This window comes from Bradyrhizobium sp. CCBAU 53340, assembly GCF_015291645.1.
GTDB lineage: Bacteria > Pseudomonadota > Alphaproteobacteria > Rhizobiales > Xanthobacteraceae > Bradyrhizobium.
In genome coordinates, this window is sequence record NZ_CP030055.1 from 6,894,877 (window position 1) to 6,909,525 (window position 14,649).

At 63.9% G+C, this 14,649-nt stretch carries 13 protein-coding genes; 8 read left to right on the forward strand and 5 right to left on the reverse strand.

Annotated elements, in window-relative coordinates; translation table 11 throughout:
• The first annotated feature begins 53 nt into the window (after positions 1-53).
• From XH89_RS32660 to arfB, 3 genes are all read left to right on the forward strand, one after another.
• Positions 54-1,445, forward strand: a complete 1,392-nt coding sequence (locus XH89_RS32660) for a pitrilysin family protein (RefSeq protein ID WP_194464408.1) — start codon at positions 54-56, stop codon at positions 1,443-1,445.
• Positions 1,442-2,815, forward strand: coding sequence for a pitrilysin family protein (locus tag XH89_RS32665; RefSeq protein WP_194464409.1), 1,374 nt, complete (start codon positions 1,442-1,444; stop codon positions 2,813-2,815). The genes XH89_RS32660 and XH89_RS32665 overlap by 4 nt, the downstream gene beginning before the upstream one ends.
• Positions 2,816-2,932: 117 nt before the next feature.
• Positions 2,933-3,349 carry an alternative ribosome rescue aminoacyl-tRNA hydrolase ArfB gene (gene arfB / locus XH89_RS32670; RefSeq protein ID WP_194464410.1) on the forward strand — a complete coding sequence of 139 codons (417 nt, stop codon included), beginning with the start codon at positions 2,933-2,935 and terminating at the stop codon, positions 3,347-3,349.
• A gap of 58 nt (positions 3,350-3,407) precedes the next feature.
• On the opposite strand, the gene XH89_RS32675 is transcribed toward arfB, so the two are convergent.
• Positions 3,408-3,713 (reverse strand): hypothetical protein, encoded by a 306-nt coding sequence (locus XH89_RS32675; RefSeq protein ID WP_194464411.1) that lies wholly within the window; start codon positions 3,711-3,713, stop codon positions 3,408-3,410.
• Between the two features lie 292 nt (positions 3,714-4,005).
• Here XH89_RS32675 and mutL point away from each other — a divergent pair, with 292 nt between their 5' ends.
• Positions 4,006-5,820, forward strand: a complete 1,815-nt coding sequence (gene mutL / locus XH89_RS32680; protein ID WP_194464412.1) for a DNA mismatch repair endonuclease MutL — start codon at positions 4,006-4,008, stop codon at positions 5,818-5,820.
• Positions 5,821-5,927: 107 nt separating this feature from the next.
• Here mutL and rsmD read toward each other — a convergent pair whose 3' ends face one another.
• Together rsmD and XH89_RS32690 are read right to left on the reverse strand one after the other, a co-directional pair.
• Positions 5,928-6,482, reverse strand: coding sequence for a 16S rRNA (guanine(966)-N(2))-methyltransferase RsmD (gene rsmD, locus XH89_RS32685; RefSeq protein ID WP_194464413.1), 555 nt, complete (start codon positions 6,480-6,482; stop codon positions 5,928-5,930).
• Position 6,483: 1 nt separating this feature from the next.
• Positions 6,484-8,409 carry a pseudouridine synthase gene (locus XH89_RS32690; RefSeq protein ID WP_194464414.1) on the reverse strand — a complete coding sequence of 642 codons (1,926 nt, stop codon included), beginning with the start codon at positions 8,407-8,409 and terminating at the stop codon, positions 6,484-6,486.
• A gap of 119 nt (positions 8,410-8,528) precedes the next feature.
• Here XH89_RS32690 and XH89_RS32695 point away from each other — a divergent pair, with 119 nt between their 5' ends.
• A complete protein-coding gene (locus XH89_RS32695) occupies positions 8,529-8,987 on the forward strand; it encodes a nucleoside deaminase (RefSeq protein ID WP_092288672.1) in 459 nt (152 codons plus the stop codon).
• On the opposite strand, the gene XH89_RS32700 is transcribed toward XH89_RS32695, so the two are convergent.
• Together XH89_RS32700 and purD are read right to left on the reverse strand one after the other, a co-directional pair.
• Entirely contained in the window at positions 8,984-9,889 is a 906-nt protein-coding gene (locus XH89_RS32700) for an alpha/beta fold hydrolase (RefSeq protein WP_194464415.1), read from the reverse strand. The two genes, XH89_RS32695 and XH89_RS32700, sit on opposite strands and share 4 nt — an antisense overlap.
• A 262-nt stretch (positions 9,890-10,151) precedes the next feature.
• Positions 10,152-11,435 carry a phosphoribosylamine--glycine ligase gene (gene purD / locus XH89_RS32705; protein WP_194464416.1) on the reverse strand — a complete coding sequence of 428 codons (1,284 nt, stop codon included), beginning with the start codon at positions 11,433-11,435 and terminating at the stop codon, positions 10,152-10,154.
• A gap of 569 nt (positions 11,436-12,004) precedes the next feature.
• On the opposite strand from purD, the gene XH89_RS32710 reads away from it, so the two are divergent.
• Genes XH89_RS32710 through XH89_RS32720 form a run of 3 tightly spaced genes read left to right on the forward strand, consistent with a single transcriptional unit; the run spans position 12,005 to position 14,649 of the window.
• Positions 12,005-12,376 (forward strand): hypothetical protein, encoded by a 372-nt coding sequence (locus XH89_RS32710; protein WP_194464417.1) that lies wholly within the window; start codon positions 12,005-12,007, stop codon positions 12,374-12,376.
• The gene (locus XH89_RS32715; protein WP_194464418.1) at positions 12,370-13,392 is read left to right on the forward strand and encodes a hypothetical protein; all 1,023 of its coding nucleotides are present in this window, start codon (positions 12,370-12,372) and stop codon (positions 13,390-13,392) included. The genes XH89_RS32710 and XH89_RS32715 overlap by 7 nt, the downstream gene beginning before the upstream one ends.
• Before the next feature lie 15 nt (positions 13,393-13,407).
• On the forward strand, positions 13,408-14,649 hold the full coding sequence (locus tag XH89_RS32720) for a hypothetical protein (RefSeq protein ID WP_210345234.1): 1,242 nt from the start codon (positions 13,408-13,410) through the stop codon (positions 14,647-14,649).

The window sequence follows — 14,649 nt, forward strand, 5'->3', positions numbered from 1 at the left end:
CATGCCGTGCTTTCACGCCCGGACATCAGGTCCGGGCTTTTACAAGGATCGTGATGTCCTCACACCGATCGGTTGCCTGCCTCCTCGCCGCGCTGCTCTCGACGTCGACGTTCCCCGTCGGCAGCGCATTCGCCCAGACCACGGTCACCTCAGCACCGCCGGCCAGCTTCACGCTCCCCAACGGCCTCCAGGTCGTGGTGATCCCTGACCACCGCACACCCGTGGTCACGGAGATGATCTGGTACAAGGTCGGCTCGGCCGACGAGACGCCAGGCAAATCCGGTCTCGCCCACTTCCTCGAACATCTGATGTTCAAGGGCACCGAGAAACATCCGGTCGGCGAATTCTCCCAGACCGTGCTTCGCGTCGGCGGCAACGAGAACGCCTCGACCTCGGTCGACTACACCAATTACTACCAGCGCGTACCGAAAGAGCAGCTCCCGACCATGATGGAGTTCGAGGCCGACCGCATGACCGGCCTGATCCTCAAGGACGAGAACGTGCTGCCGGAGCGCGACGTCGTGCTCGAAGAGTACAACATGCGCGTTGCCAACAATCCGGATGCCCGGCTCAACGAGCAGATCATGGCCGCGCTCTATCTCAACCATCCCTATGGCCGGCCGGTGATCGGCTGGCACCAGGAGATCGAGAAGCTCGATCGCGAGGATGCGCTGGCCTTCTACCGCCGCTTCTACGCGCCCAACAACGCGATCCTGGTGATCGCCGGCGACGTCGAGGCCGCCGACATACGCCCGCTGGTCGAACGCAATTTCGGCCCGATCCCGGCGCAGCCCGCGATCCCCGCGCGCCGCATTCGCCCGCAGGAGCCCGAGCCGGCCGCGCCACGCACCGTCACGCTGTCCGACCCGCGTGTCGAGCAGCCGGGCCTGCGCCGCTATTATCTCGTTCCCTCGGCGACCACAGCCGCGGCCGGCGAGAGCGCTGCGCTCGACGTGCTGGCGCAGTTGATCGGCAGCGGCAGCAACTCCTATCTCTACCGCGCGCTCGTCGTCGACAAGCCGCTGGCTGTCTCCGCCAGCGCCAGCTATTCCAGCATTTCGCTCGACCCGACCCAGTTTGCGATCTCGGCTTCGCCCAAACCCGGCGTCAGCTTCGCCGACATCGAGCAGGTTATCGATGGCGTGATTGCGGACGTCGCGCAGAACCCGATCCGCGCCGAGGATCTCGAGCGCGTGAAGACGCAGCTCATTGCGGAAGCGATCTACGCCCAGGACAATCAGGCGGTGCTGGCGCGCTGGTACGGCGGCGCGCTCACCACGGGCCTGTCAATCGAGGACATCAGAAGCTGGCCCGACCGCATCCGCGCGGTCACCGCCGAGCAGGTTCGCACTGTCGCGCAGAAATGGCTCGAGAAGAAGCGCTCGGTGACGGGCTACCTGATCAAGGACACCAGTGCCGCTAAGCGCGAGGAGAAGCGTTCGTGACCCATCCCTTCCTTCGCACGCGCCATTTCGCATTGTCCCTCCTCACCGGCGCAACGCTCGCGCTCGCCTCGATTTCGCCGTCACAGGCCGCCACGAATATCCAGCACCTGGTCTCGCCGGGCGGCATCGAGGCCTGGTTCGTGCAGGACGCAACCGTGCCGCTGATCGCCATGGAATATTCCTTTGCCGGTGGCTCGGCGCAGGATCCCAAGGACAAGCCCGGCGTCGCCAATCTCGTCGGCGATCTCCTCGACGAGGGATCCGGCGATCTCGATTCCAAGACGTTCCACGAGCGGCTCGACCGCCGCGCTATCGAGCTCTCCTTCAGCGCCACCCGCGACACCTTCCGCGGCAGCCTGCGTATGCTGCGCGACAACAAGGACGAGGCCTTCGACCTGTTGCGCTCGGCCCTGACCTCGCCGCATTTCGAAACGGCCGATGTCGAACGCATTCGCTCGCAGGTCATCTCGAACCTGCGCCGCGACACCACCAACCCGACCTCGCTCGCGAGCCGCAAATTCCTGGAGATGACGTTCGGCGACCATCCCTATGGACGGCAGACCAACGGCACGCTGGAGAGCGTGCCGACCATCACGGTGGCCGACATGAAGGACTATGTCGGCCGCATCCTGGCCAAGGACACGCTGAAGGTCGCGGTGGTGGGCGATGTCGATCCGGCGACCCTGGGTAAATTGCTCGACCATACGTTTGGCAGCTTGCCCGCCAAGGCCACTCTGACACCGGTCCCCGACGTCGACGCCGCAAAGCCGCCACAGCGCGCCTTCGTGCCACTCGACGTGCCGCAGACCGTGATCACGTTCGGCGGCCCCGGCGTGATGCGCAGCGATCCGAACTTCATGGCGGCCTATGTCGTCAATCATATCCTCGGCGGCGGCGGATTGTCGTCCCGGCTCTATCATGAAGTCCGCGAGAAGCGTGGGCTGGCCTATTCGGTGTTCGAATCGCTGCTCTGGATGGAGCATTCGGCGATCTTCATCGGCAACACCGGCACCCGCGCCGACCGCGCCGGCGACACCATGGATGCCATCGAGAAAGAGGTCCGCCGCATCGCCGACGAGGGGCCGACCCAGAAGGAGCTCGACGAGGCGAAGTCTTACCTCAAGGGCTCGCAGATGCTGGCGCTCGATACCTCCTCCAAGCTCGCCCAGGCGCTGCTGCAATACCAGCAGGACAAGCTGCCGATCGACTATATCGAGAAACGCAACGCCGTCGTCGACGCAGTGACGCTTGATGACGCCAAGGCCGCCGCCAAGCGGCTGTGGGGTCAGGGGCTTTTGACTGTCGTCGTCGGCCGCGCCCCGCAGGCCGCCGCGCAACCGGCCGCCGCACCGGCGCCGAAGTCGAACTGACGTCCCGACGCTTCCTGAAATGGCCGGGCTTTCGCCCGGCCATTTGCGTTTGGCCTGACGCGCCATTGCCGAATTTGGATCTCCGGGATATGTCCGGATATCACTGATGGTGCTCCCATGCTGCGGATATCCCGCGATCTCGTCATCGACGAGGACGACATCGAGATCGGCTTCGTCCGCGCCTCCGGCCCGGGCGGGCAGAACGTCAACAAGGTCTCCACCTCAGCGCAATTGCGCTTCGACACGCGCAAGCTGACCATCCCCGAGGACGCGACGATCCGGCTCGCCCGCATCGCGGGCCAGCGCATGACCAAGGACGGCGTCATCGTGATCCACGCCCAGCGCTTCCGCACCCAGGAGCGCAACCGGCAGGACGCTATCGACCGCCTCGTCGAGATCCTGCGCGAAGCGATGATCCGCCCGACGCCGCGCCGGGCGACGCGGCCGACCTTTGCCTCCAAGCAACGCCGGCTCGACGGCAAGAAGCGTCGCAGCGATGTCAAGGCCGGCCGCGGCGGCCGTTTCGACGATTGATTGCAAAAAACCTCCGGCCGCCACGCGACCGGAGGTTCGTGCACTCAAATCTCGCGCGTCAGCGATTACCGCTCGTGGCCGCCCCGCCCGGAGCCGACCCGTCGGTGGCGCTCTTACGCGTGGCACTGCCCGTGGTGCCGACCGCGCCTTTCGTGCTCTTGGCCGGCTTCATGCCCGTTTGGGCCGCACCGCCCGACTGTGCTTCCAGCTCCTCCTCGCTATTGCCAGCGACGCCGCCCTGCGTCGTCTTGCCTTGCGCGCCGCCACGCAACTTGCTGTCGGACGACATTCCTTGCGCGAGCACGGGGCCCGCAAGCAGAGCGGAAAGAGCACAAGCGATCACTGAGGTCTTCACCAACTTCATCCATTTCTCCTGGATTTTATTCGCGATGAGCGGTTCGGCTGTTCCCCACGCCGTTCGTCTGGACCGGACCGCCCCATCGCGCAAAGAGCTGAACGGCGCGATCGCGATGCAATCCGGGCCGTGTGGTCATCGTTTAGGGATTTCGCGGCGCTTTCGCGGAATTGTGCTCCTCATATGCGGCGGCAAGGAACACACGCGTGCGGGACATCCAGATCTGATATGTGGGCAGCAGGACTTATCCCATGCATTTGAGTTCCGGCGGGGATAAACTGCGCCGTCATTGAGCGAATCCATGCCCGTCCGTCAGCTTCCAGAACAGGTCGTCAACCGCATCGCCGCCGGCGAGGTGGTCGAGCGTCCGGCGAGCGTGGTCAAGGAGCTCGTCGAGAATGCGATCGATGCCGGCGCAAGCCGCATCGACGTCTTCACCGATGGCGGCGGGCGGCGGCGGATCGGTATTACCGACGACGGTAGCGGGATGACCGCGAAGGATCTCGCACTCGCGGTCGAGCGCCACGCCACCTCCAAGCTCGACGACGAGGATTTGCTCCAGATCCGCACGCTCGGGTTCCGCGGCGAGGCGCTGCCCTCGATCGGCTCCGTCGCGCGTCTCTCCATCACCACGCGGCATGCCAGCGAGTCGCACGCCTGGGCGCTCACGGTCGAGGGCGGCGAGAAGTCCGAGATCATGCCGGCGGCGCTTGCGCACGGCACCCGCGTCGAGGTCAACGACCTCTTCTACGCGACGCCGGCGCGGCTGAAATTCCTCAAAACCGACCGCACCGAGGCCGAAGCGATCCGCGAGGTGGTGCGACGGCTCGCGATGGCAAGGCCTGACGTCGCCTTCACGCTCGCCGGCGAAGAGCGCGCGCCGGTGACCTGGGCTGCTGCACTGCCCGGCGCGGCCGGCCGGCTGACGCGTCTCGGCGACATCCTGGGCGCGGAGTTCCGCAGCCATGCCTTTGAGGTTCATGCCGAGCGCGAGGGCGTCGTCGTTGCCGGCTATGCGGCAGCACCCGCGCTGACCAAGGCGAACGCACTCGGCCAGTACCTCTTCGTCAACGGCCGCCCGGTGCGCGACAAGCTGATCCTCGGTGCGGTGCGCGGCGCCTATGCCGATTACCTGCCGCGCGACCGCCATCCCGTGCTGGCGCTGTTCGTCACGCTCGACCCGCGCGAGGTCGACGCCAACGTGCATCCGGCCAAGACCGAAGTGCGCTTCCGCAATGCAGGGCTCGTGCGCGCGCTGATCGTGCACGGATTGAAGGAAGGGCTTGCGCGCGAGGGCCGCCGCACCGCCGCCAACAGCGGCGAAAGCGCATTGTCATCGTTCCGCCCGGCTTTCACGCCGCCGCGTCCGGCGGGTTGGGACTGGCGGGCCTCACCATCCGCCCCCGTCGCGCCGATGCCGTCATTCGAAGGCGCCGCCGCGCCCGCCTTCGCGGAGCGCGCGCAGGCGGCCTTCGATGTCGGCGCACCCAGTGCGGACGTCCGGGTCGAGACCCAGCCCGTGGCCGATCTCCTCGACCGTCCGCTCGGCGCGGCGCGCACGCAACTGCACGAGACCTACATCGTGTCGCAGACCCGCGACGGCTTGATCATCGTCGATCAGCACGCCGCCCATGAGCGGATCGTCTATGAGCGCCTCAAGGCCTCGCTGGCTGCAAACGGCGTGCAGCGGCAGATCCTGCTGATCCCCGAGATCGTCGAGATGGATGAGGCCACGGTGGAGCGCCTGCTGGAACGCAGCGAGGAACTGGCATCGTTCGGCCTCGCCATCGAATCCTTCGGCCCCGGTGCGGTCGCGGTCCGGGAGACGCCGTCGCTGCTCGGCAAGACCAATGCTGGCGGCCTGCTCCGCGATCTCTCCGAACACATGGCTGAATGGGACGAGGCTCTTCCTCTCGAACGCCGCCTGATGCATGTCGCCGCCACCATGGCCTGCCACGGCTCGGTGCGCGCCGGCCGAAGGTTGCGGCCGGAAGAGATGAATGCGCTGCTCCGCGAGATGGAGGAGACGCCGAATTCCGGCCAGTGCAATCACGGCCGGCCGACCTATGTCGAGCTGAAGCTCGCGGATGTGGAGAAGCTGTTCGGGCGGCGGTGACGGTCTCGTAGGGTGGGCAAAGGCGCAACGCGCCGTGCCCACGATCTCTGCATGATCGAGACAGGTGGTGGGCACGCTTACGCTTTGCCCACCCTACGGCAGCGGGACTACGGCTTCTTCAGAAACACGAATTCCGTGTCGTCATACGCCCGCCGCTCCAGCTCCTCAAAACCCTCCGGCGCCGTGAACTGCGCGGCCTTCGCCTCTTCCACCACGAGCAGCGCGCCCGACGTCAGCCAGCCGCCATCGCGCAAGCTCGCCAGCGCCTTCTCCGCAAAACCCTTGCCGTAGGGCGGATCGAGGAACACCAGCGAGAACGGCTCGACGGGATGTGCGGGGCCGAGGTCCGTCGCGTCGCGGCGGTAGACTTTGGTGACGCCGCCGAGGCCGAGCGACTCGACGTTGTTCCGGAGCAGCGCCCGCGCCTCCGCGCCATTGTCCACGAACAGCGTGAATTTCGCGCCGCGCGAGGATGCTTCGATGCCGAGCGCGCCGGTGCCGGCGAAGAGATCGAGAACGCGCGCATCCTCGATCGGATTGTCATAGGCATGCACGAGGATGTTGAACACGGACTCGCGCAGGCGATCCGCCGTGGGACGGATGTCGCGCGAGGACGGTGAGGCGAGATTGCGCCCCTTCAAGCGACCGCCGACCACGCGCATGCTATTCGTCCCGCGGTGTCAGATCGCGCTTGCCGTGATAGCCGCGCTTGGGACGGCGCGGCGGGCCGTAGCCATTGGCCTCCAGCTCATTGCGCTCGCGCGCTTCGTCGCTGCCGGTACGCTGCACCAGCACGCGGCGGCCCTTGCGGTCGGCGATCACGGCGCGCTTGGACGTCTTCTCGGCCTCGCCCGATGATTTCTTCGGCACGTCGAACTGCGCGCCGGACTTCTCGATCACCTTGTCGCCGAGCTGTTCGCGCAGCACGCGCGCACGGACCTCCTCGACCTGGCCTTCGGGGATTTCGCCGAGCTGGAACGGACCGTAGGAGACGCGGATCAGCCGGTTCACCTCGAGCCCGAGATGGGCACAGACGTTGCGCACCTCGCGGTTCTTGCCTTCGCGGATCGCGAACACCAGCCAGACGTTGGCGCCCTGGTCGCGCTCCAGCGTCGCCTCGATCGGCCCGTATTTGACGCCCTCGACCTCGATGCCGTTCTTGAGCTGGTCGAGCTGCGCCTGGGTGATGTCGCCATGGGCGCGGACGCGGTAGCGGCGCAGCCAACCGGTGTCGGGCAGTTCGAGCGTGCGCGCGAGGCCGCCATCGTTGGTGAGCAGCAGCAGGCCCTCGGTGTTGAAGTCGAGCCGGCCGACGCTGATCAGGCGTGGCAGGCCTTCGGGCAGATTGTCGAACACGGTCGGACGCCCCTCAGGGTCGTCATGCGTCGTCATCAGCCCGCGCGGCTTGTGATAGAGGAACAGCCGCGTACGCTCGCGCTCCGGCAATGGCTTGCCATCGACCAACACGACGTCGTTCTTGGTGACGTCGAGCGCCGGCGAGTTGATGACGCGGCCGTTGACGGTGACGCGGCCCTGCGTGACCATCTCCTCGGCATCGCGGCGCGAGGCTAGGCCCGCACGCGCAAGTGCCTTGGCGATGCGCTCACCGGCCTTTTTCGGCTTCGGCGCCTCTTCGCGGCGCGGCCGTCCTTCGAAATCACGATCGCGCTCGCGATAGGCGCCGCGGCCGCCGAAGGCCGGACGCTTCTCGAAGATCCGGCTGTCGTCCTCGTTTTCGCGGCGCGGACGGTCGCGGAAGCGGCCTTCGCTGCGTGGATGCTCCTGCCAGTCCATGCGACCTTCGGGCCGCTCGCGCGGACGATCGAATTTCGGACGGTCGCGGAACGGACGATCACCTGACGCGCGATCATCGCGTGAACGCGAAAAGCGCGGACGGTCTTCACCGCGGCCTGCCTCGCGACGATCATCGCGCTGACGCCACGGCTTCTCCTCGCCGCGATCGCGGCCGCCGAAATCCTTGTCGAACGACTTGCGCGGACGGTCACCACGCGGACGATCGTCGCGCTTCTGCCACGGCTTGGAATCGCTGCGCTCGCCGCGATCGCGCGAGAACTTCCGCTCACCCTCGAACTTGCGCTCGGAACGCTCGCCGCGCGGCGCATAGGGCCGCTTCTCGCCGAACTTCTTGTCACCGAAGCGCCCCGCCGGACGCGCATCGTCGCGATCCCGGCTGCGCGGCGGGCGGTCGTCGCGCCCGTACGAGGGACGATCCCCGCGCGGCTTGAAGGAGCGCTTCTCGCCATCGCGCGGTCCGCGCTCGGAGAAGGGCCGGTCGCCACGCGGCTTGAAGCTGCGCTCGCCGCGGCCCTCATTGCTGCGATCGTCGCGCTTGAAGCGGGGACGGTCGGAAAAATCACGGCGCGGCGCATCGCCCTCCTCGCGGCGGCGGAAAGGTCGCCCCTCGCCACGCGGCGGACGGCTATCGCGGTCGCCCCTCCCCTCGCCCTTGCCCTCGAAACCGCGCTTGGCGAATTTCTTCTCGGGGCCGCGCGGCTTGCCGCTGCGGCCGCCTTTGGGCGGGCCTCGCCGGCCGCGGGAATCGTTGTCTTTGTCGCTGTCGCGAGGCATGAATAATCTCACTCAGGGGGTGGCCAGACGCATTGTGCGCGCTCGTTCCGAGCCGCATGCTCAGGCAAAACAGGTAAAGCACTTCTGCTGAAGGCGCAGCTAGTAGCAGGTTTCTTCGGATGATACGAGGCTTGAAAGCCCCCTCTTTCATGGATTTGGCGCTCAAAACGGCCGAAAACGCCGGAAAATCGGGCGAAGTCCCGATCGGGTGCGTCATCGTCCGCAATTACGAGGTCATCGCCACCGCCGCCAACCGGACCCTGACCGATTACGACCCCACGGGACACGCCGAAATCGTTGCGCTGCGCGAGGCGGCGAAGAAGATCGGCAGCGAGCGCCTGGTCGACTGCGACCTCTACGTGACCTTGGAGCCCTGCACCATGTGTGCGGGGGCGATCTCCTTTGCAAGGGTCCGCCGGCTCTATTACGGCGCCGCCGACCCCAAGGGCGGCGCGGTGGAGTCGGGCGTGCGGTTCTTTGCTTCCCCAACCTGCCACCACGCCCCCGACGTCTATTCCGGCGTCGGCGAGAGCGAGGCGGCGCGGCTGCTCAAGGAGTTCTTTCGCGAGCGGCGCTAGCCCCCGGCAAAAAACGCGCGCAGCGCCTGCGCGGTCACCTCAGGATTCTCCTCGGTGAGGAAGTGGCCGGAATCAACCGGCATGCCGTCGACATTGGTGGCCCATTGCTTCCAGACATCGAGCGGGGTCGCCGCGGCCTGCGCCACGCCGGCATTGCCCCACAGCGCCAGCATCGGCACGGTGATCTTCTTGGCCGAGTCGTAATCGCCCTTGTCGAGGTCGTAGTCGATATAGGCGCCGGCGCGGTAGTCCTCGCACATCGCGTGCACGCGGGCGGGATCGCGGAACGGGGCGATGTAGTGTTCGAGCGCGCGCTTGTCGATCGCGTCCAGCGTCCTCGACTTGGTCTGGCTCGCCATCTTGAAGCGCAGGAAGAATTCGCCCTGGGCCGAGATCAGCGTCTCCGGCAGCGGCGCGGGCTGGGCGAGAAAGGTCCAGTGATAGATCTTCAGCGCGTAGGCGCGGTTCATCCGCTCCCAGTAATTATAGGTCGGCAGGATATCGAGCACGGCGAGCTTCGAGAGCCGGCCGGGATGGTCGAGCGCGAGCCGATACGACACGCGGCCGCCGCGGTCGTGGCCGGCCAGCGCGAAATGGACATGGCCGAGGCGCTCCATCATCTCGACCATCGCTTTCGCCATCGCGCGCTTAGAGTAGGGCATGTGCAGCGCATCGCTCTCGGGCATGTCGGACCAGCCATAGCCCGGCAGGTCGGCGATGATCAGCGTGAACTGGTCGGCCAGCGCAGGCGCGACGCGGTGCCACATCACATGCGTCTCGGAGAAGCCGTGCAGCAGCAGCAGCGGCGGACCCTTGCCGCCGACGCGGGCGAAGATACGGCCGAACGAGGTGTTGACCCATTCGGAGGCGAAACCGGGATAGAGGTCGGCGAGATCGGACATCTTGTTGCATCCTTGTCAGGTCAGTTTCAGGGCCAACGACAAACCAAATGTCGAAAACAACCCCATGCACAGTAGCGGTATTATCAGCGGGGTGGCTAACCCCGTCTGCTGATTGCGCATTTCTGGGACGTCGAGATGGCGCCGTGATGGCGCCCGCGTATCGAGGCTCCGGACCGGCGCGTTGCACGCGCCGGCGGAAATGACGCTATTGTTTGAGCATGATCTTTTCGGAAAACCGCTTCACACTTTTCCGGATCATGCTCTAGCCCTTCGCCTTCTCGGCTTCCACCGCCTGCCAGCCGATGTCGCGGCGGCAAAAGCCCTCCGGCCAGACGATGCGGTCGACGGCCTGATAGGCGCGGGCCTGCGCTTCGGTCACCGTCGCCCCCAGCGCGCAGACATTGAGCACGCGGCCGCCATTGGCGAGGATGGCGCCGTCCTTCGCCACCGTGCCGGCGTGGAAGATCTCGACGGTGTCGACCTTGGCGGCGTCCTCGAGCCCCTCGATGCGCGTGCCCTTCTGATAGTCGCCCGGATAGCCTTTTGCCGCCATCACCACCGTCAGTGCAGACTCCGGATACCAGCGCAGGTCGAAGTTCTTCAGCTGGCCGTCGCAAGCGGCGAGGAACGCCGGCACGATGTCGCTCATCATGCGCAGCATCAGCACCTGGCATTCAGGATCGCCGAAGCGGACGTTGAACTCGAACAGCTTTGGGCCCTGCGTCGTCAGCATGATCCCGGCATAGAGCACGCCGCGGAACGGCGTGCCGCGCTGCTTCATGCCCGTGACCGTCGGCAGGATGATCTTGGCCATGATCGCGTCGTGGATCGCGGGCGTCACCAAAGGCGTCGGCGAATAGGCGCCCATGCCGCCGGTGTTCGGGCCGACGTCGTGGTCGAACACGCGCTTGTGGTCCTGCGCGGAGGCGAGCGGAATGGCGGTCTCGCCGTCGCACAGCGCAAAGAAGCTGATCTCGCGGCCCGGCAAAAACTCCTCGATCACGACTTCAGTGCCGGCCTCGCCAAAGGCGCCCTCGAACATCATGGCGATGGCGTCCTCCGCCTCGCGCACTGACTTCGCAACGACGACGCCCTTGCCGGCGGCAAGGCCATCGGCCTTCACCACGATCGGGGCGCCCTGGCTCTGCACATAGGCGCGCGCCTCATCGGCGTTGGTGAAGCGCTTGTAGGCGCCGGTCGGAATGCCGAACTCGGTGCAGAGCGCCTTGGTAAAGCCCTTGGAGCTTTCGAGCTGGGCCGGGATCTTGTCCGGCCCGAACGCCTTGATTCCGGCGGCGGTCAGATCATCGACGATGCCGGCCGCCAGCGGCGTCTCCGGCCCGACCACGACCAGCTCGACCGCGTTCTTCTTGCAGAAGTCGATCACCGCGGCATGGTCGGCGACATCGAGCGCCACGCATTCCGCCTCCCGCGCGATGCCGGCATTGCCGGGCGCGCACCAGAATTTGGTCACCAGGGGAGAGGCTGCGATCTTCCACGCCAGGGCATGTTCGCGGCCGCCGGAACCAAGCAGGAGAATGTGCATCGAAGGCTCGAAATGAGGGGTTTTGCTGGGGCCGGAGGTCGCATGAATCGGGGTGGGGCTCAAGGGCGCTGGCCCCGAACTCCCCGTCATTCCGGGGCACCGCCGAGGCGCGAGCGGGTAATTCATCGGGGCCACTATGCGCCGACCGGTTGGCGACGCTACGGAATTTACCTCCGCTTCGGTGGATTAGGCCTATTGTGGGGGAAGTGTCGAAATTTAGATTTGACAACTAGCGGTATTGCGACTTGCTGGATGCGTCTAAAACGTAACCATGAGTCGGCGTGGGTAAGCAGTTGGACACGGCAGGGGGAGAGGACACACCGGAGGGGTTTTGCTTTCTATGCTCCCCCTCGTCTGAACTCGTGTTTCTCGAATCGCAGAATTTCTATGCGCTCGCCGGGCTTGGACCGGTCGTAGACGGCTACTGCGTTGTTGCAGCAAAAGCGCACTCTAGATCGATGGCAGACCTAGCTCCGACTTTGCGAGCGGAGCGAGATTCATTCCTAGGTGCGGTCCGAACTAGGCTGTCTGCAATGTACGGAAACTGTCTCATCACGGAACATGGCCGCATGGCGGTTTGTGCGGCCGGTGAGCACGACCATCATTGTTTCCATGCGCACTTCCTAGTGTTTCCAGGTAGTGAGGATGTTTCGTCCCTCGCCAGTTCGTACTTTGCCAACACCGCCGAGTTTTCGACGTTGGAAGGCGCGCTGGCCTTTGCTGCACTGCACCCTGAGTATCTTCTAACATCACCCAGCTCGAGCCGCCTACTTATCCATTCGACACCGCTCAATGCTCCTCGACAGCTCGCCCGGTTCCTCGTGGCATGGAAAAATGGCAATGCGCATCTAGCTGACTGGAAAGCTTGGCCACAGCGTGAACGCGCTATTTCCATCGCCAATACACTGCGGACCGCCTTTGTTTCGGAAGATCAATGCTAACGGACGCAAAGATCGATAGCGCGCTCAAGAAGCTAGCGGATTCGTTCCTGAACGAGCAACGCGCTGTTGAGGGCGGCTCCGACTTCAAGGGCTGGGGCCAATTCATCGGTCAGAAAAATCGAAACCAAGTCGGCCTGTACGGCACCTGCGCGGGAGTTATTTGCATCTCGCTAGCATATGGCTATCCCCGCATTCCGGCGCCGGTAATAGATTATCTAGCTTCACTCTGGAACGACAGGAACGTGCCGGGCACGAGAGGCGGACGTGATTTTGCGCTCACGGCGAGGCGCGCCTTTTTCTTGATGGCCGTGCGACAATCCAAACATCCCAAACTGCAAGCGATAGCCCCGGAAGCGGACCGTGAGCTGCGAGAGAGAATACTTTCCGATGGGCTCTTGGTAGGATGGCAAATCGACAAGTCCACGAGAGCTGCAACGGGGAATGAGACGGCGACGTGCGTTGCAATTTTAGCTTACGCCTTGACCGGGAAGAAGAGCGATATTCCCCCCGAGATGCAAAGAGCAGCGAACGTTCTGCAGGAACGTCTTGAGGGCGCCCCCTCTTCGAATAGCGGCCTAAGAAAATTCTCTCTTTGCGCTCTTTGTCTAGCTCTGGACCGGGGGAACCTACGGCCCCGGATCAAGCAGTGGATTGCGAGGAGCAAGATCACGCAGGAGACTCGCGGGCAAGACACTCTGGATTTTTGGGATTATGATTATCGGGCGAGTGAAGGCCTGATCTCTCGGCGCGACTACCTACACGTTCCTGCGGATTCCGTTGACATTCTTTTGGCAAGTGGACTGACAGGCGACAAAGGGCAGCATCTAGAGGCGCTCAAGCTGGCCGATGAAGCGGCTGACTCGTTTATCGATTCAGGCTTTTACTTCGGAGGAAGAGAGAGAGCTACGAGCCTAAGCCAAGCCTGGGTTGCCTTGGCGCTTGAGCATTCAAAGAACCTTATTGCGGCCCGATCCGACAGCAAACACTGGTATTCTTACTTTTGGCGTGGATCGTGAAGCAGGGGTGCAACCATGATAATTCATGATCCCATTTATGGGGCATTTGAGCCGCCAAGCTTCTTAGACCGTCTGATACTCGCTCCTGAGGTGCGCCGTCTCATGGGGGTTCGGTTGCTAAACGCACCGTCACCCTCACTACCGACGCTATCGGAGGTCCGACGGTTTTCTCATACGCTTGGAGTTCTTAGGTTAGCGCTCCTCAATCCTCACAACGGGCTAGCGCGAGACGAAGTTAGGGCGCTTTCCGCAGCGATTTTGATACACGATGCTGCAACTCCGCCGTTTGCTCACCTGCTTGAATATTACCTCAAGGATCGCGCTGGATGGGACCACGAAGCCGCGCTGCCTGATCTACTTACCGGACATAACTTGTTCGGCAATATCGCACATCAAATACTGCCGGGAGAGGAACTGAGGTTCAAGCGGCTCTGCAGCGCCAGCAAAATCGATTTTGAATTGGTATTACAGATCGTGCGGAAGGAGCATCCCTCGTCCGCTTTGCTGTTCGGAGCGTTGGACTTCGACAACCTTGACAACGTCCTGAGAATGGCTTGGGCGCTAGGGCTGAACACGCAATCGGCTTCGTTTCTGCAGATTGCGCGGGAGATCGGTGTTTCGATAGACGGGAAAATGCTCCTTTCAGAGCGTAACGCTTCGTCAGTCGAGGCTTGGGCCGAGACGCGTCGGAGAGTTTACGACATCCTGGTGTTCGATTCCATAACGGTCGCAACACAGGCGGTCCTTACCAAGGCGATTTCGCTGCTATTCAATGAAAGCGCCGTGTCAGAGATACATTGGGCCAATCGCGACCAAGACTTTCTCGATCTGCTAACGCGTGCACCAAAAACGAAGGATTTGATGCTGCGACATTTTCATCAAAGCCTTCCTTCCCACGTCTTCGCGCTGCAAGTGCCGGGGTCGCTTGCGAGCCTGGGATTTTCATCGCGCGATGCCGCGATAAGCTTAGTGGAGAAGCTGGCGCAGGACGAATTTGGTATCAAAAAGCCTTTCGGATACGCCTTCGTTGATAAGTCCGCGTTTTCGAAAAAACTAGAGTTCACCGATCCGGCGACAAGACACCGGTGGACTTTTGGTGCTGCGTCGCAGAGCGTTGTGTTCTATTGCTTTGCCACTGAGGCGGAGAGGCCAGCGCAGCCAATCCAAGAGCGATTCCAGAATATTCTGCTTAAAGAGCTGGGCGGGGCGGTTAAGGTAGATGTTGACACGAACGAAAACAATCGATTTGCGCGCTAG